This window comes from Thaumasiovibrio subtropicus (genome assembly GCF_019703835.1).
GTDB lineage: Bacteria > Pseudomonadota > Gammaproteobacteria > Enterobacterales > Vibrionaceae > Thaumasiovibrio > Thaumasiovibrio subtropicus.
Genome location: NZ_AP023055.1, coordinates 1 through 18864, shown reverse-complemented (window position 1 = coordinate 18864; position 18864 = coordinate 1). Strand labels below are relative to the sequence as shown.

Genomic DNA, 18864 nt, shown 5'->3' with positions numbered 1-18864 from the left:
AGAATATAAAGTATTGGATATACTTTAATGAGCAACTATTTTAAGTAGTAATATAAACTAAGGCTCTGAAAATTAAGATGATGATTACGAGACTATGCTTCGCGTTTATTTTGGGGTTGTGTGCCGTTGTTCCCGCCAAAGCGGCCAGCAGCCTCGAGGATAAGATTCTTTCTATCGGTGTATTAAGTACTAAGCCGCAAAAGCATATTCGCTTTACGCAACCCTTAGGTGATTACCTTGCGGACAACCTGCGCGAATTTGGCTACACCCGTGCGGAAATAAAAGTGAGTAGCAACGTTGAGCAACTGAGCCAATGGTTTGATCAAGGCGAGGTCGACTTAATGTCTGAAACCTTGTTTACCAGCCTTGATCTTGCCAACAATCACAACGCGGAAATCATCTTGCGTCGCTGGAAAAAAGGGGTGGCAGAATACCGCTCTCTCTTCTTTACTCGTGCAGACTCTGGTATCACAAGCTTTGACGATCTGGTTGGCAAGCACCTCGCATTAGAAGATGTCGATTCTACCTCTGGCTATTACATCCCCCTCTCAACCTTGCTACAACGCGGCTATGCTGTTACCAAGCTGGCGAGTTCGCATACTCCCGTTCCAGAAGGGCATATTGGCTACGTCATTACCGCAGACACCTTAAGTGAAGCGGACGAACTCAGTCTATCCGCCTGGGTATTTCGCAAAAAAGTCGACGCGGCCGCTTTTAACGATGGTAACTGGAACAGCCCGAGCGACATGCCGAAAAGTATGCGAGACCATATGCACATTCTTTATGAATCGCCCGCTTTTCCACGCAGTGTGCAACTGATACGTGCAGACATGCCAGACAACATTAAAACCCAAATTCGCGGCCTTTTGCTCAATGCACACTTAAGTACAGCTGGACAAAAAGCGCTTGAAGCCTTTCAAGACACAAAGAAATTTGACAATTTTTCTGAGGAGAATCAAGAAGCCATGGCTTATGCCGATAAGTTGTTGTTGTTAGTAAAAAAGCATTTGTAGCCTATGAGATTAAACCTTCGCCTGAAAACACAATACCTCAGTGTCACGCTGACCCTTATCTTATTAGTGACGGGTTTGAGTGCCAGCACCTATTTGTACTTCTCTCACCATCAGGCGATGGATCTCAAGCAGAGCTTGATAGAACAAAACCAGATCACCTTTCAACGAGAAATTAAAAAGCGTGGCGAGCAGATAGCCAGTTATTTAAGCACCGCACTCTTTGACCCGCTTTACCACGTGAACCTCGAAGAAGTGAAATCGCATCTCACCCCTATCATCACATTGGGTGAAGTCGACAGCGTGATCGTTTTTGACTCCGAAGGGTACATTTTCCATGATGGCACCGATGATCTTGCTCTGTTCGGTCAACCATTCGCCGATCAAGCGTTAGCGAAACGTGTGCTAGCTAGCTTAGAGGCCGAGCAACGCTTTACCGCTAGCCATTTGATTATCACCACCCCCATTGTCAGTTATCGCAGTGTTTTAGGTGGCTTGCACCTTGAACTGTCCCTCGACAAGATGCAATCAGAAATTGCCGAAGTAAGAAGCATCGTCAATCGGTTAAACGACGAAAGTAATCAGGCACTATTTTGGAGTGTTTGTATCGCCGCCTCTACCTTATTTGCCATCGCGACGTTACTGGCTTTCGGCATTTCAACGTCACTGACTCGCCCATTGCAAAACCTTGCCCGCCATGCCGAAAGACTGGGTAGCGGTCGATACACAGCCAGCGAGACACTCGCTGAAGTTAAACGGCAAGACGAAATAGGCGAACTCGCCACCGCCTTAAACGCGATGGCAGAAAAAATTGAACTCCGAACCAACGAAATCAGTTTTTTGGCCTACCACGATACGCTAACTGAGCTCCCAAATCGGATTAAGTTTACTGAACATATACAAGCAATTAGCCAGCAATATCCACCGCCGTCATTTGCGGTACTCTTCATCGATCTCGACGAGTTTAAGCGTGTTAATGACAATCATGGTCATGAGCTTGGTGATCGTCTGCTCTGCCGTGTTGCAAGACGCCTCAGCGACTATTGCGAAACCTATGCCGCTGGCATGCCCGAAGAGGCAATGGTAGCGAGAATTGGTGGCGATGAGTTTTTGATGTTACTTCCGCTTCCTGAAGGCGCGATCTCAATCACGCAAGCAGCGGAAGATCTCTTTAAAGTCATCCGAGAGCCCATTCAGATAAAACACGACGAATTTATCATTGGTGGAAGTATCGGTATCGCCATTGCACCGGATGCGGGCCAAAATGCTGATGAGCTGATTAAAAACGCCGATATCGCGATGTACTGCGCCAAGGCGGCGGGTAAGAACACCTTCCGATTCTTTACTCAAGAGATGAATGAAGCCGTTGTCAAACGGGCTTTTATCGAAAAAGAGTTACGCCGAGCATTGAATGACCCCACACAGTTTGAACTCTGGTATCAGCCCCTCATCGATTTAAGCAGTGGACACATGATTGGTGCAGAAGCGCTGGTTCGTTGGCGTCATCCCGATATGGGACTCATCCCACCTATCGATTTTATCGATGTGGCGGAAGATACCGGCATGATCGTTCCCATCGGTGAGTGGCTGATCACGCACCTCTGCCAACAGTTAGCGCAATGGCAGCCCTATATTGAGGGAGACTTCCATGTTGCGCTCAACTTATCTTGCAAACAGCTTTATCACCCTAATCTGTCACATTACTTTTTGTCAGAGCTGGAGCACTACCAAATTCCAACGGCCTTAGTCCACCTAGAGATCACGGAAAGTATGCTATTTCGTGACGAAGGCGAAGCAGAGAAAACCCTGATGACCTTTCATGAGGCAGGAGTTCAGGTCTGGCTGGATGACTTTGGGACGGGTTACTCCTCACTCAGCTACTTACGCCGTTTTCAGGTTAGTGGATTTAAGATTGACCGCAGCTTCATTATGAATCTAGAAAACGACAAAAAAGATCAAAATCTCGTTCAAGCCATGGTTGCAATGGCTAAAAATCTTGACTTAAAAATTGTTGCAGAAGGCATTGAAAGCAAACCTCAAATTACCCTCCTTAAGGCTTGGAAGTGCGACTTTGGCCAAGGTTATTACTATGCGAAGCCGCTCCCCGCTAATCAGTTCACGCGTCAACTCCTCACTCGCGATGATTCACCGATTTATCATTCCTAATCCGTATTCCTTACTCAAGTCACCTCACCCAATAACCCAACCATTGGTGGGTTTTATTTCCGCCCTAGCAGGCTATACTCGCTGCTCTACATCGCGTTTGTTCTCATCAGGATAAACCGCAATTCAATCTGTTATGTGAGTTGATACAAGGAGTGTGCAATGGCAAACCATGGTGCAACAATTCGTTGGCAACGCAAGGCATCTGAACCGTTCAGCGATAATCAATATAGTCGAGGCCATACATGGGAGTTTGATGGTGGCGTCAGCATACCGGCCTCCTCATCGCCGCATGTTGTCCCACTGCCTTTCTCTGTAGAAGAAAATGTCGACCCAGAAGAGGCCTTTATTGCGTCTCTCTCTAGCTGCCACATGCTTGTTTTTCTCTCTATCGCAGCGAAAAGAAAGTATGTCATCGATAGCTATGTCGATGAGGCTATCGGGGTGCTGGAAGCGAACCAGGAGGGAAAAGAGTGGATATCAAGGGTAACACTTCGCCCCCAGATTCTCTTTAGTGGCGACATGCAACCAACCCGAGAGCAACTTGAAAAAATGCATCATCTGGCCCACGAACACTGCTTTATTGCCAACTCGGTCAAAACCGAGGTGGTCACTGAGATCATCGACTAGGCCTTCCCCCCATGGCTCAATGGGGGTGGTGTCACATTAACCATCATACCAATACATAAAATCAGTGCGGTGTTTCGCATATTTTGAACACACCGCATTCGCTGCACAGTATTCTTCCCCCGAATTATCTTACTCTACGGCACTGAGCTTAAAGCCCCAAAAAACATTTGGATTTCACTATCAATCAAGGAGTCGCGCTATGCCTTTCCAAACCGGCTTTGCTATGTCTCGTCTCTCGGTATTATTTCGCACCCTGACGATATTCAGTCTTTGCTGCGCACTTGCCGGCTGCAATACCACTCAGCAAACCGACGTCACATCAAAAGACTGGCAGCCTAACGTTGCCACAGACTGGCCCGTTGATACCGCAGATAGAGTCGGCTTTGACCCTGCTCAGCTCGACACCTTAGTCCAAGATATCGCTAATAACCGCTATGGGAACACCCATGCTGTATTGATTGCACACAAGGGCAAACTGGTTTTTGAGCGCTATTTTTCTGGCTCAGATCAACGCTGGGGGCGTGATATAGGCCAACGCTACTTTGACTTAAATAGCCTTCACGATGTGCGATCCATTTCCAAGAGTGTAACCAGTTTACTGGTTGGACAGGCATTCCAAGATGAGATAACTCAACATGGTGTTGATCACTTTGTTGCGACACCGCTTAACACTTTTTTGCCTTGGATCCAGTTTGACAACGATAAACTCGATATTACGTTAGAGCACACCTTAACCATGACTACAGGCTTGCAATGGTATGAGATGACAGAGCCTTATACCAGCGGCAAAAACGATGAAATTCGCCTTTATCGCCAACGTGACCCAGCCCAATTTGTCGTCTCTCGCCCGGTCGTCTATTTTCCCGGTAGAATGTGGTATTACAGCGGTGGCACCACACAAGTTTTAGCCAGCATCATCTCAGAAAAAACCGGAAAAACGATCGATGAGTACGCAGAAGAAGTCCTTTTTGGTCCCTTAGGTATCACGAACTATGAATGGCTTGGGAGCAACACATGGAAACCAAACAATCCCGCGGCGGCATCAGGATTACGTCTCACGGCGCGCGACTTAACCAAGTTGGGTCAACTGTTTCTCGATGATGGTCAATGGTTAGGACAACAGGTTATTGATCCAGAATGGTTGGCTGCATCGAGTCAACGCACCGTTTCTCATGTCGGCGATTGGAGCGACAATGGTATGTGGGGTTACGGCTACCAATGGTGGATTGGCGATACCGACTTAGCGCAAACACCGCAAAAACAGCGCATTATTGCTGGCGTAGGCAATGGCAATCAACGCCTCTATATTCTTCCCGATCATGAACTTGTAGTCACTATCTATGCGGGTGACTACAACGCTTTTTCTCAACATAGCCAAGATATCCTTTTTAAGATCTTAGCCGCCAAATCTTCACCAGAATAATCACCTCGGCAGGTTTGCAGTTTGCAGTCCTGCCGTTTTATACTCGTCCCATTCCCCTATCAATCGACAGGCAAAGATGAAACGCATTCATTGACGAGCTTCATTCCTCATACCAACGCGTTCGCCACTATTGGCGAGGAATGTTTATTTTCACACGACCAAACTAGTCATCTAGATTGCCTAGTTGTTTTGTTGTGTAAAATCAGAGATCAATGATATGCAAACTCATACTTTTGATAGCAATGGCTATCTGCTTCACTGTGTCATCGACGGCACAGGCCCTGCGCTGGTCGTGATTGGCAGCGCTACCTACTATCAACGCGTGATCCCAGCAAAATTGCGCGCGCACTTCACCTGTTACTTTATCGACCACCGCGGTTTCGCCCCCAAGCTCCCCATCGAAACTGATCCTGACGATGTGCATAGCACTGTGCAAGTAGCAGAGGCGATAACCCTCGCAGCGATCAGCGCCGATTTACTTGGTTTTTTCGACCAACTTGCCTTAGATCGCCCCACACTATTGGGGCATTCAGGGCACGGTTATATGGCTATCGATTTTGCTCATCGTTATCCAAATCGCGTTAGCCATCTTTTGCTTTGCGGTCTATCACCCCATCTTGGCGCGAGTATGCAAGCTAAAATGATGGCGCGATGGCAACAAGAAGCCGATCATCACCGCAAAGCCCATTTTGAACAGCAATATGCGTTGCTGGAGGCAGACATACTTCAACAGCCAGAGCGCAAGTTTGCCCATTTGTGTCGACGGCTAGGCGCAATGCGATGGCGAGATTATCAGTTTGACGAAATTTCACTTTGGACAGGCGTCATTACCCATACGGGCTTGTTTGATCAGTTATGGGGAGAGGTATTTGCAGATTTTGAGATAAAGGAATACGCGACAGCGTTTACCGTTCCAACGTTACTGATGTTGGGTAAACATGATTACAGTATTGCGCCACCAGCAAGCTGGAGACCCTACTTAACCCATTTTTCATCAATACAAACCCACTTATTCCTACACAGTGGCCATACGCCAAGCTACGAAGAGCCTGACGCATTCACTGAGATGGTTAAACAGTTCATTCACCAACATTCTCGCTGAAAAAGCACCATAAGGTGACTTAAGTCTAGTTAGCCGTGCTCTCTGCCAACGTGCGCAGAGAGCACTGACTCAATAACTTGCTGCGAGGTGATAAACCGCTAAAGAAGCCTGCAAAGCTTCCGCACTTTCTGGGCCATGATAGGTGAGTACTTTGGGTTCATTGGGAAGTAAGGTGACACTGTTGTCGCTGAAGCGACCGGTATACTCTGATTCAAGCGTAACAAAAAATGCGGGACTGTCTGCGGTCAGCGTAACCTCAACCCCCTGCTCCGTCTCGCGCACGGTTGCGAAAACCTCTGTCTTTACCAGCGGCAGCTGCTTAAAGAGCGAATCAAACCAGGTGTTTTCAATATGCTCATCGTCACACTGCAATGTGACATGATAAAAGCCTTGTCCCAGATTTGCTTCTCGTTGCGCGGTATCACACTGCCACACGGTTTCATTGCCATCCGCAGCCACGTCAACGTCAACTCGCCACTCTTTGCGACACACACCATGCCAATCAATATGGCGCACCACACCATGACAAGATACGGCCTCCTTCGCATCGTTAACGAGTTGCACTCGCACCCCTTGCTCATCACTCACAAAGGTGGCGAGTTGCGGCGCAAAGAAACGTTTAGCATGGTAGTGAAGCTGCTTCCATCGCCCAGTATATTCAATGCTCGACCAAGAACTGACTGGCCAACAATCATTTAGCTGCCAATAGAGAATACCCCGACAAATTGGCTTATTGGCTCGCCAATACTCACTGGCCGTTTTGATCGCCAACGCCTGTTGCACCTGACTTAAATAGAGCATTTGGGCAAAGCTTGCTGGGAATCGGAAGTATCGCGTGAACATTTCAGTAATAATGCTGTTTCCACGGCCATTTTTCTGGTGCTGCTCGAATGTTGGCGAGGTGACATTCCAATCTTCTTGTTCAGCGAACGTTTTCACCGTCGGTAGCGATGGCCATGATTGATAACCAAACTCACTGCAAAAGCGGGGTTTAATGGAATGGTACGCATCCAACGACTTCCCAGAATGCCATACATCCCAAAAGTGCATATCACCCTTGTTGTCATCATGCCATGCATCACCAAAATCAAGCTCACCATTACAAGGGGAACTCGCCCAAAAGCGGCGACTTGGATCTTCTCGCCTTACGGCTTGTTCAAGCACGCGATTTAATCGATCATAGTTCACGACATACTTTTCGCGGTTTTGTCGCGATTCAGGATACCAGCCGATCGCGCCAATCACTTCATTGTCCCCACACCAAAGTGCAAGCGAGGCGTGATCCCGCAAACGCCGAACCTGATCAACCACTTCAAGCTCAACATCATCAAGAAACGCGTCTGTCGAAGGATACAGCGCACAAGCAAACATCAAGTCTTGCCATACCAGCAAACCTAACTCATCACAAAGCTGATAGAAGCAGTCTCTTTCATACATACCGCCCCCCCAAACTCGGATCATGTTCATGTTTGCGTCTACCGCATCTTCGAGAAGCTGGCGGTATCGTTCAGGCGAGTGTGTGCCAGGCATTGCATCCAATGGAATCCAGTTCGCGCCTTTTGCCATAATGGGAACGCCGTTAACAACAAACGTCATCGACTGCCCCACCTCATCATCCAGCGTCTCTAACACGAGCTCACGCAAGCCAATGCGCTTTTCAATCTGTTGTCCATCCGCTGAAACACACAAGGTATAGAGGGGTTGTTCGCCATAACCAGCAGGCCACCATCGACAAGGTGAATCGATATCCAAACTCACGCGAAGGGTCTCACCCGTGAGCGTCCCCGTCGTGATAATTCGTTCCCCTGCTGGTGATGTCAACGACACTTCCACCGCTACCGGGCTCTCTGCCAGCAAGGTAGCTTCAATGGCGATATCGAGCCGACAAGCATCCTCTGTCCAAGTTTGTGTCGTCGTCGTGTTTTGCAATCGACACTGTTGACGAGGTATCAACGCAATCGACTCATAAATGCCAGCAGCAATTAAGCAAATGCCCCAATCCCACCCCGCATGACATTGGGTTTTTCGCAAGGTGTTCATATGAGGGACTTGGTTATTGCCTACGGCCCAAGGGACGGGAAAAGGAAGCGCAGAGGCACGTTCTGCCGCTTCCAAATCTGCACGCTTAAAGACGATACGAATGTGATTTTTACCCGCCACCAACATCGAACGAACATCCTGTTGGTATAGGCGAAACATATTGCGGCAAGCCAATACTGGCGTATTGTTAATGTAAACGTCAGCGACGGTATCGACCATCTGCAAACACAGGTCTATCGCCGAAGCCGTCAGCAGATCTTCACTAACCTCAAACTCACGACTGACCTGCCAATCATGTTCAGAAACCCATTGAACGTCACGCTCATTGCATCCCCAATAAGGGTGCGGGATCAAAGCTGCATCAAGTAACGCAGAATGTACATCGCCCGGTAAGGTAATCGGAGCTGTCAGTGTTGGATCGGACAGGGATTGCAGCTGCCAACCGCCATCCAAAGTAAAGGCTTTTTTCATTGGATTTCCGCTTATGATTCTCTGAAAAAAACATACTAAGCCACACTTCAAGCATGCAGAAGTAACCTAAATCAAACTTCAATCACTCGATAGGGAATCATCAATGAAAAGCAGAGATTGATCATACTTTTATCAACACAATGAATCTGCCAGAAAGCGGGGGGCAATACAAAAAGAGCACCTCGTAGGTGCTCTTCACAATAATTTATTGGAGGGTTAACGCGTCCAAATTTCGCGTTTGTCTAAACCAAACCGAACGCTGGATACGCCCTCGGGTACCGCCACATCAATTTCAAATGAGGGACGCCCATCCACACCGTCACTGATTTGCGCTTTTATGATTAAGGCATCCGCTTCTTGGGTTACCTCATGTTCAACAAGAACGAAACCACTGTCCATCACAATACCGGTGATACGTACAGTCGTCTGTGTTTGATTGGGCACCTCGTGTGCAGACAAGCCCCCGATAGACGAGCTGTGGATAGGAAGCTGTTTACTCAAGCACCCCGTTATCAACAACAAACAGATCGATAACACCCAGAACCGTTTCATTTTCACTCCAACTCAGCATGCTTTTTGTTAATAATGGCGCTACACGATGCCTAGGTACACTTTTTCGCCATCATCTGCGAAACACCTCTCAAAGCATCATGCCATTGTGTCTGTACCAACAAATTTCCACGATCAGCACGACAAAAACATCAAATTGTTAAGCGACTAAGATCAATAAATCATTACCTTGGCCTTATTCATGCTAACCATGTATTGGCGCTCACTTACATCGCTATTTTCGCTATCTTTCGACCCAAGGTTAAGATTCAACACTGTCTTGGTCGTTCTATCGCTCTTAACTCCCCCTATTAGAAAATCGTAATTTACAGTGTAAAAATGCGGCACATCGCAACCAGATTAAGTTCTGCCAATAGGGAACTGTGTTAGTATTTTTGCGAATTTAAACAATGGAATGACGTTATGCTCCGCCTCGACAGTAAACCCCGCTCACATTGGAAAACCCTTGCTGCGGAATATGGGTTTGGCTTCCACTCCATGTACGAAGAGCCTTACTGGGACGAAAGCGCTTATTATCAGTTCACCTTGGCGCAAATCGAACAGGACATTGAAGAACCCACCGCTGAAATACATGAAATGTGTTTAGATGTAGTGGATAAAGTAGTGAGAGATGAGCAGTTGATGCGCAAGTTCTGCATACCTGAAGCCATGTGGCAGCCGATCTTGGATTCATGGCAGCGTAAGGACCCATCTCTCTATGCCCGACTTGATTTTGCCTACAATGGTTCAGGGCCTGCAAAGCTCTACGAGAACAATGCCGACACGCCAACATCGCTATACGAAACGGGCTTTTGGCAGTGGCTCTGGCTCGAAGACTGCGTTCAAAATGGCCAACTGCGTCGTGATAGCGATCAGTTCAACTTACTACAAGATTTACTCATCGCTCGCTTTGCTGAGCTAGCTAAACACCAACCCGGACAAACCCTCCATTTTGCTTGCTGTAAAGACACGGAAGAAGACAGAGGCACAGTGCAATACATGCAAGACTGCGCCGATGATGCGGGGCTTGATACCGCTTTTGTCTTTATCGAAGATATTGGTATCAATACCTTAGGCGAATTTACTGACCTCAGGGACAGACCCATTCGCTGGCTCTTCAAACTTTACCCTTGGGAATTCATGTTTGAAGAGAAATTCTCGACTCACATTGCTTCGAGCAAGGTCAACTGGTTAGAACCTCTTTGGAAATCGGTTATTTCCAATAAAGCACTCTTACCTATGCTTTGGAAATTGTTTCCTAACCACCCTAACCTGCTTCCCGCCTATTTTGCGGATGACCCACAAGCAAAAACGCTCTCTGACTATGTCGTTAAACCTCTCTTTGCTCGCGAAGGCGCGAATATTGAGATAGTGCGAGGAGGCCAGTCGATGATGAAAACCGAAGGCCCCTATGGCCAAGAAGGGGCGATTATCCAACAGTTCCACCCGCTGCCAAAATTTGGCAATAACTACGCATTGATTGGGAGTTGGTTGGTCAATGACGAACCTGCAGGTATGTCAATACGTGAAGACTGTACCTTAGTGACGCAAGACTACTCTCGCTATCTGCCGCACATTATCATTGATTAGCCAAGTGTAAGAAGATATGTCACCCGTATCAAAATAAACGCCCTAACCCATTGATCTTATATAAACATAACGCCTAATTGTAACAGTGTTCAATTAGGCGTTTTCTTTGACTTCAATCTAGTATTGAACACTGTTCACTAAAAGGGTACATTTGCTTCATCTCAACTATGAACAGGTTATCGCGACATGAAAAAGAACATCGTTTTATTAGCAACCCTTCTACTCGCAGGATGCGCGTATAACCAAGCCCCTATCGTTGGTCCCCATGACAAGTCAGCTGAAGAATTTCAGCAAGATATGGAAGAGTGTCATTTCTATGCAGAACAAGTAGACAAAGGTGAAGCTGCACGTGTCGGAGCTGTAAATGCCGGTATTACTGGCGCGGCATTGGGTGCCGTCCAAGGTCTCTTTATTGCCGACAATGCCGCTGAAGGCGCACTCGTTGGCGCGGTTGCCGGCGGCACACTCGGTGCGGCGTCTGGCGCAGGTGCTGGTGCAATGGCAGCCACGCACGACCAAAGCTATGTATTACGCCGCTGTCTAGCAAGCAAAGGTTACGACGTCTTTGATCTGCGCGACTAACGCGCAGTATCAACCTAAACACGTAATTTCAGCGTTATTTTTCCTTTTTATTGAACATTGTTTTATAGAGAATTTGTAATGAAAAAGTTTCTCCTTGCCTCTTTAATCGCTGCTGTGGCTGCCCCTTCTTTTGCCTCTGACGTATTCATTGGCGGCCAGATCGCACGCTCGGCCTCAGACTATAAAGTCGGTTGGATTTCGGGAGTGCCTGATGACTCTCTCATGACGCAGTTTCGATTTGGTAGCTATTTTGGCCAACAACACCGTATCACCGGAACGTTAGAGTGGAGCGGGGCTGATACCGATGAGTTCGGTATGATCGCGCATTATGACTACATGATTCCTTTGAATGCGCAATGGTCGGCGAACGTGGGTGCACACCTGGGTATGCGTTGGATTGAAATGTATGACGACTACTATAACCGCATCGACTATGACTTTTCTGCGCTACAGTACGGCATTCAATTTGGTGCTGTCTATCACATGGCCCCGCAGCTCGATTTTGGTATTAACATGCGCCTTAGTAGCTATGACGGCAGCCAAACGGTTGACTTTGTAAAATTAGAAAAAGAAAACGACGCGACCTTTGGTCTTTCGATCGACTACCGCTTCTAATCAAAACAGGCAGCCCTCGGGCTGCCGTTTGCGAAACGACTCAGTTTAAAAAGACGCCTTGTCAAACTGCTGCCAAAAAACCCCTCGAATATCATCTGTCTCAAACAAAATTTCATGCCCGCTGTTAGGGAGCTCAACAAGCCTGACTTGTGCACTCTTCTCAGCAAACTGCCGGTAGCGATTCGGGTTAACAATCTTGTCTTCTCCAGCCGTAAACAAAACAACTGGCGTGTCAATGTACGCAATCTCTTCCCAAAGCAGATCCATACTTGCTGTGGCTTCCTGTAACCACTGCCAGCTAGGCCCAAACATGCGAAATGCCGGAATCTTGGTTGCCAATGTAAACCAAGCTGAAAAACGAGCGCGATCATGACAGAGCTTGTTATACAGTCGATCCACCTGCTGGCCATCTCGGTCATCCATTGGCCCCTCTCCCCACGCATAACCATCGCCCTTTCCACGCCCAATATACCCTTGTGCGACAACCGAAATAAGCCAGTTTGGGAGGGGCAGTGCCACCATAGGGGCTAGGCAATAGGCGATATCAAAATGGCCGCTGTAGCGTGAAAGATACCGCAGTGCCATGTGTCCGCCCATCGAATGGGCGATAAGGCACTTCTTACCGCTATAGTCAGCAAAATAGGCCGCATAAATATGAGCAAGATCAGCCAACTGCGCGGCAAACGTAATTCCGAATCCGCGATGTGGGTCATCATGAAAACGTGTCGAAAGTCCTTGCCCTCGCCAGTCAAACGTCACTACCTCCCATCCTCGCTCCAGCAAATCATTCAATGTCTCTGTGTACTTCTCTATAAACTCTGTAAAGCCATTAAGAAGAAGTACGCGCCCACGAATCACCTTTGGCGTCGCTATGGCGACTCGAAGAGTCACATCATCAGACACGGTGAGCGCTTCAAATCGAACATCAATACCGTTGAAACACGCTGGAGCTGGGGAAAGGTCAGAATTTACACTGTAAAGTGTCACGTTAAGTCCTTACTTAGAAGACGGTTTGCTCTGCGAATAGCAATAAACTACCCCGATGAACATAGCAAGACAAACAGCAAAGGAGTGGGAGACACGTTTAAATCGCAAAAAAAAAAGCGAGCCGGGGTAGGCTCGCCAATAAAACCATCACTGAACAAAAGGCTTACCGGGGGAAGTAAGCACTCTTTTGAATTGCTTATTCAGGACAAAGCCAATATATGCAACTCAGCACACTCATTTGTTAACACTATGTCAAAAATGCGTTCCAAGATAAAAATACATTGATGAGACGCCATTCTCGGCCTGCCCATAGCCTAAATATACCGGACCAAGTAAAGAGTCCGCCCCCAAGAAGACACTGCCAGCCGCAATCGCATTGTCCCAGCTTATCTGGCTGCTCTGATTCCAAGTGTTGCCTCGCTCCAGCGAGCCCCCAATGTACAGCGCAGATTGAACGAAGCCGTAGTCAATTTCAGCAAGGCGGTACTTATACTTCACAACACCGAGGGCACGGTAGCGACCATTGAGTTCATAACGACTATAGCCAGACAGGTTAAACAAACCACCGAGGTCTTTCACATGCACAGGTAGCGGTTCATCAGACTCCGAGCCTCCAAAGGTGAGTCCAGCAACCCATGAGTGACGACCAGCAGTAAAGGGTTTAATCCATTCAGTGTCGTAATAAAAGGCATAGTGCTTGCTCTTAGCGTCACCGATATCAGAATGGATCTGGCTTCGCCCTAACTTCACCGCAGCATAAACCCCTTCTTTTGGGAAAAAGCGATTGTCTAAAGTATCCGCCAAAAACGTGGCGTACCCTCCCCAGTGGGAGACATCCTGACTAAACGCAACATTCAACACGTCGTAGTTACCGGTGTTCCCTTCCACACCGAGCGTCATTTGAATACTCGGACTAAAGTTCCATCCTAACTCTGCAAAACTGCGCCATTCACTGTACTCGGTATCATAAATGAGTGCGGACGAAGGGATATCGATTGCCAATTGGGTCGGATCAACTTGTCCAAAGCGACGAAATTCATTATGCCAACTGAGCCCCGCAGCGGTGAAATATCGCTGCTCATAATCTAAAGGTAAATACACTTCGGTTGAAAAGCGCTTCCAACTACCAAGGTCAGCCTCGGTTAACCACTCACCGCCTTTGTCAGTAAGATTTGTGTAGAGATATTGAGCGCCAATCGAAAACTCAGAGCGACTGGCATAATCGTCCTCAATGGCGAGCTTAAAGTTTAAATAGCCCGGTCCCCAATGTTTTTCATTCACATCAACGACTAGACGATTCTCGCCTTCATTCTGCTCGATTGTATAGGTGATCCGATCAAAAATTTCTTGGGCATAAAGACGATCGAGTGCGGCTTCAATAGCGTCAGTTGACAGCACATCGCCACCTTGAAGATCGAGCAAAGACGCGATGGCTTGATCAGAACGGCTGGTGTTGTTCACGATCTCGATCTTGTCGATATAAAAAGCACTATTCGCGAAAAGCTGGCTACGACGATCGAGTTTATTCTTCTGGTATGCGGTGTAATCCTCTTCAGAGAGTTGCCATGCTAAGAGCCGAGGCAACATCGCTTCAGTGGCTTCGCGACCTGCAGCATACGCTGATGTCATCTGATCAAAATCCACCGCCGTCATATGGCTGACATCCGGCTTTATATAAACATCAGACGGCGACATCAAGGCGACCTGAGTATCACTCCCCATATTGGTCATGTGAGTAATCAATTGACCCGCAATGTTGAAACCAGATTGCAACTCTTCGCGATTATAAAGGGCATCCCGCAAGTCGACGGCAACGATATGTTCAGCGCCGAGCAACTGGGCTTGATCGACGGGCATGTTATTGACGATACCACCATCTACCAGCACGCGGTTTTCCAGTTCAACAGGCTTTAACGCGCCCGGCACCGTCATCGATGCTTGCATTGCTAATGCCAAATTCCCTTCTTTAAGCACGAAAGGAGTCACGGATTCGATATCGGTCGCCACACTGCGATAAGGAATCGCGAGCTGATCAAAACTCGATAAGGCAGGTAGATTTTGCGTCATTTCGCGTAAAATGCGTGCCATTGCATGGCCTTGAAACGCACTCGAAGGAATTTTGTGTTCACCATTGAGATCAATGCCAATCTCGGTACGAAGCTGATAACGATCACTTTGTGACTTTCTGCGCAAAGAGATCGCTTCCCTCCCAACTTGATCGTTGTAACCTTGGGTCCAATTGATCGAGAAAGTGCGACGCTTCACCTCTTCGGCAGATAACCCCATCGCATACATCCCAGCCACGTACGCGCCCATACTTGTGCCTGTAATCACGTCGACGGGAATGCGATTTTCTTCAAGCACCTCAAGCACGCCAATATGCGCTGCGCCTTTCGCCCCTCCCCCACTGAGTACCAATCCAACAGAGTCACGAGCCCATCCCGGAAACGTGATCAAGGCGCCTAGAACGATGATCATGGCGCGTGAATGCTTCTTTTCCCTGTACATCAAGAGATCAATCCTTTAGCGATTGTATTGAACTCACATTAGCTTAACGTGTTCATCAATAAAAAGCATACTCATACACAACACAAACGATGAAACTGCGGCAATAAAAAAACCCCACGCCAACGCATGGGGTTTTCCTTGATCATCGTTTCGTGATCAGGTGGCGATCTCATCAAGGGCATTCATCACTTGCTGATTGTAATGCCCTTCCAAGATCAACTTAGAGACCTTGCGCCTTACCGCTAAACCGGAGATCAGACGTTCTATCGACAAATGCCGTTGTTCGCTTTGCTTGTTATAGGTTTCGACAACCTGACTTAATAACTCGTAGCTAAGTTTGGTTTCCCCTACGCGTAGCCAATCGAGCTTCTCTAAATAGCCCTGACACTCTTCAGTGATTGCTGCTACCCCATGCCCAGTTAAAGCCGCTAACGCGGTTATAGAGCGTTTGAGGGCCTCTTCAGAGGTATATTTAGAGAGCACTATCGTCAACTCGTCAGCGTTGATCTCGACAAGGTGTTTACGGAGCTTCACACGACGCCCAAGTCGGCCCGGTGTTCGCTTCGCTTTGCGTTGAATTGGCTCGAACTCACCATCAATGATCTCGGAAAGTTGATCAAGCTGCTGCTTTGGCAATATTTCGTTGCGAAGCGGGTTTGGTAGCGTAGGGGCAAGGGTGCGTTTCCCTTGATTGGTCGTTTTTGCTCGGCAATAGCGAATCACCTCATCAGGATCGCACTTGATATCAATCCGAAAATCTGGGTACTTCTTATCGTCTTCATCAGGCAATATGGTTAAGTGATACCCCCAAAGGTTCACGGTAAAGACACCCTCTTTGACTTGGTGCTCCGCGAGCTTTCTTAACTCACGTACCATATCCACACTGAAGCGCCGCCACTCAATATTCCTCGCAAGCTTTTGATTTAGCTCACTTAAAAGCATGGAATCATTCAGTCGACGAGACATACGACTCCGGAAAAAGGTATAGAGTTGGAAGATCATGGTATGTTGACGCAGAATTTCTGGCGGGAACAAAAAGAAATAATCGCGCGTCAGAAGCTCTTCGAAAAAAGAAGGCTCCCAGACCAGAATGTAGAGATTTGGCTTGATCTTTATGGATCCATCTTCGCCTTCTCTCGGGGCTTCCTCAGAAGCCGTGATGGTTCTCGCAACAAATCGAAATCGATCCGACTTAAATCCTTCCGGCATGTTTTCACTTAGCCAACGCCCCGTCAATTCATGCAATTGGAAATCCGTAAACTCGATACGATCGATACTTTCACGTATTGAATCTCGTGCTGGACCGCTGTCTTTTTTGCCTCGTAATGCTAAAACATCCGTAATGTAAACGGGCGTTTTATTGTCTAACCTTTTGTTCTGTAACTCATATTCTGAAATATGATGCTCATGATATTGAACGGTTAGGGTAAACAGTGCAAAGAGCGTCATAAGATCATCGACCGTCATGATCGACTTTGACGATCGTGTTTCGATGATCGCCTTGGTTCCGGAGATAGCGACCATCGATTTTTGATAGCTCTTACGTGTTCTCGGTGGCGCGAGCGCTTGATCAATGATCCCAGCCCAGCTTGTCGGTGACACCACGAATTGATCAGCTTCATCAGGCATTGTCGGCGGTATACCTAGGCCGTGCTCGTTAAGCAGACGGCGATTAACCTGCGTTTGTGCTAACGCCTTTGATTTTTTTTGTTTTTGCTTTTGCTGATGTTGTTCGGAATTGAGTACATGAGAACCAAGCTGCGAGACCAACTGCGTTGGATTAACAAAGTGATGCAGCATGGTTTTGCCTGCTAATCCTTCTTCAAATTTCACACCTTGTTGTTTGAAGAGACCGATATTGACGGCTGCTCGCAAGCGTTGTTGAATGGCTGCTCGCGTGAGCTGTCCTTCGGTCGCTTCAACGAGTTCTGTTGTGGAAACAATGCCGTCTGGTGACGACAAACCTCGCAAAGAAATGAGGTTCAGTAGCTCGATAATGCTTTTCGTCACGCCTTTAAAATGCTGATACTGCGGAAGCCAATCAATCAATGCTGGTGGAATTTGGAAAAGGTGCCCATCTTTGTGTGTACGTGGAAGGGGTATAAGAATTTTAGTATCGAGTGGGCTTTCCATTTGCAAATCTTCGTAATTCCGCCATATTTCCGAAGATTAATAGATCAATTAAAAAGAAAAGATCTTTTGCTGTTTTTATCTAACTGATCTTATTGTTTAATTTTGATCTTAATGTTTAAAGTGATCAATTGATCTGGCAGTGGATAAGTCTCTATGTGTTTGTTTTTACGAACTTAAAATATGCACGTTTTCGAAAGCATGATCAAAAACCTTTCGAAAGTGTGATCATGAGATACAGGGAAAGATGATCATTACGCTCTCGAAACAATGATCATTGTCGTTTCGAACAAGTGATCAAGTGTGTTTAGGAAGTATGATCAAGCTGTATTCAACACTCATTCACATGCTTATCCACAGGGTGCCGCTTTTGAGTGTATAAATTGCGTGAAAAATAGCACCGAAAGCATGATCAAGTTGATAGTAGTGGTATCGCAACGCTTCCTTGATCATTTTTCCATGATTTCCCTTCGGTAGTAGGAACGATGATCAAGTTATAGTCACGAAAGGATGATCAAGGCTTACCACAGAATCACGCCATAACGTCTCAGATCATAGCCATGGCTCAAAAAACGCAGTGTCAGACCTCAAACAACACATTTCAGTAAAATTGAATATGCATTCTCCGTAAGTGGTGAATACTTTTTCATGCTTCCGGTCACATTCATCTTGGATGACGCTTGATGAATTTCTCTTCTTTGTTTCCGTACAACGCAAAATCCATTAGTAGCGAATAAGATTGCAGCGATCAGTCTGCTGAACTCGAATTTAATTGGAATGACATTGGCCGTAGTTTCAGTGCTATTTTTCATGCTTCCGATGAAATATGATTTACATTGTAAAAAAGTGACGTTGTACTATTTTAAATCTAATGAGTTCATCTTTGTGATGATAAGTAAAATGTATCGCAGCGTTGTTACTTGATTGGTGAATATTTGTACACCCAATTGGAAATGTGATGCTTGTTGGTTATTTGAACGGAATTTAATAAGTGTACAGCAAAACATTGTATGAGGCTTAGTATGCTGTACAATGAGGGTAACATTGTTTGAGGTGAGTTATTC

At 46.9% G+C, this 18864-nt stretch carries 13 protein-coding genes; 8 read left to right on the top strand and 5 right to left on the bottom strand.

Annotated elements, in window-relative coordinates:
- Positions 1-77: 77 nt before the first annotated feature.
- From TSUB_RS16370 to TSUB_RS16350, 5 genes are all read left to right on the top strand, one after another.
- Positions 78-1013: a phosphate/phosphite/phosphonate ABC transporter substrate-binding protein gene (locus TSUB_RS16370; RefSeq protein ID WP_087025381.1), complete on the top strand. Its 936-nt coding sequence runs from the start codon at positions 78-80 to the stop codon at positions 1011-1013.
- Positions 1014-1016: 3 nt separating this feature from the next.
- A complete protein-coding gene (locus TSUB_RS16365) occupies positions 1017-3176 on the top strand; it encodes a putative bifunctional diguanylate cyclase/phosphodiesterase (protein WP_087025384.1) in 2160 nt (719 codons plus the stop codon).
- A 159-nt stretch (positions 3177-3335) separates the two neighbouring features.
- Entirely contained in the window at positions 3336-3803 is a 468-nt protein-coding gene (locus TSUB_RS16360) for an OsmC family protein (protein ID WP_087025387.1), read from the top strand.
- Between the two features lie 199 nt (positions 3804-4002).
- Positions 4003-5226 (top strand): serine hydrolase domain-containing protein, encoded by a 1224-nt coding sequence (locus tag TSUB_RS16355; RefSeq protein ID WP_087025390.1) that lies wholly within the window; start codon positions 4003-4005, stop codon positions 5224-5226.
- Positions 5227-5443: 217 nt separating this feature from the next.
- Positions 5444-6328: an alpha/beta fold hydrolase gene (locus TSUB_RS16350; protein ID WP_087025394.1), complete on the top strand. Its 885-nt coding sequence runs from the start codon at positions 5444-5446 to the stop codon at positions 6326-6328.
- Between the two features lie 69 nt (positions 6329-6397).
- Here TSUB_RS16350 and TSUB_RS16345 read toward each other — a convergent pair whose 3' ends face one another.
- Together TSUB_RS16345 and TSUB_RS16340 are read right to left on the bottom strand one after the other, a co-directional pair.
- Entirely contained in the window at positions 6398-8839 is a 2442-nt protein-coding gene (locus TSUB_RS16345) for a beta-mannosidase (protein ID WP_087025397.1), read from the bottom strand.
- A gap of 216 nt (positions 8840-9055) precedes the next feature.
- The gene (locus tag TSUB_RS16340) at positions 9056-9391 is read right to left on the bottom strand and encodes a hypothetical protein (RefSeq protein WP_087025400.1); all 336 of its coding nucleotides are present in this window, start codon (positions 9389-9391) and stop codon (positions 9056-9058) included.
- 420 nt (positions 9392-9811) lie between these two features.
- On the opposite strand from TSUB_RS16340, the gene TSUB_RS16335 reads away from it, so the two are divergent.
- The 3 genes from TSUB_RS16335 (at position 9812) to TSUB_RS16325 (ending at position 12175) form a co-directional block, all read left to right on the top strand.
- Entirely contained in the window at positions 9812-10978 is a 1167-nt protein-coding gene (locus tag TSUB_RS16335; protein ID WP_087025403.1) for a glutathionylspermidine synthase family protein, read from the top strand.
- Positions 10979-11164: 186 nt separating this feature from the next.
- Entirely contained in the window at positions 11165-11560 is a 396-nt protein-coding gene (locus TSUB_RS16330) for a glycine zipper family protein (RefSeq protein ID WP_087025406.1), read from the top strand.
- Positions 11561-11638: 78 nt separating this feature from the next.
- Complete coding sequence (locus tag TSUB_RS16325) at positions 11639-12175, top strand: outer membrane beta-barrel protein (RefSeq protein WP_087025409.1); 537 nt, start codon at positions 11639-11641, stop codon at positions 12173-12175.
- Between the two features lie 45 nt (positions 12176-12220).
- Here TSUB_RS16325 and TSUB_RS16320 read toward each other — a convergent pair whose 3' ends face one another.
- From TSUB_RS16320 to TSUB_RS16310, 3 genes are all read right to left on the bottom strand, one after another.
- The gene (locus TSUB_RS16320) at positions 12221-13162 is read right to left on the bottom strand and encodes an alpha/beta fold hydrolase (protein ID WP_087025412.1); all 942 of its coding nucleotides are present in this window, start codon (positions 13160-13162) and stop codon (positions 12221-12223) included.
- A 252-nt stretch (positions 13163-13414) separates the two neighbouring features.
- Positions 13415-15670 carry a patatin-like phospholipase family protein gene (locus TSUB_RS16315; RefSeq protein ID WP_087025414.1) on the bottom strand — a complete coding sequence of 752 codons (2256 nt, stop codon included), beginning with the start codon at positions 15668-15670 and terminating at the stop codon, positions 13415-13417.
- 156 nt (positions 15671-15826) lie between these two features.
- Positions 15827-17803 carry a replication initiator protein RctB domain-containing protein gene (locus tag TSUB_RS16310; protein ID WP_087025418.1) on the bottom strand — a complete coding sequence of 659 codons (1977 nt, stop codon included), beginning with the start codon at positions 17801-17803 and terminating at the stop codon, positions 15827-15829.
- Positions 17804-18864: the final 1061 nt, after the last annotated feature.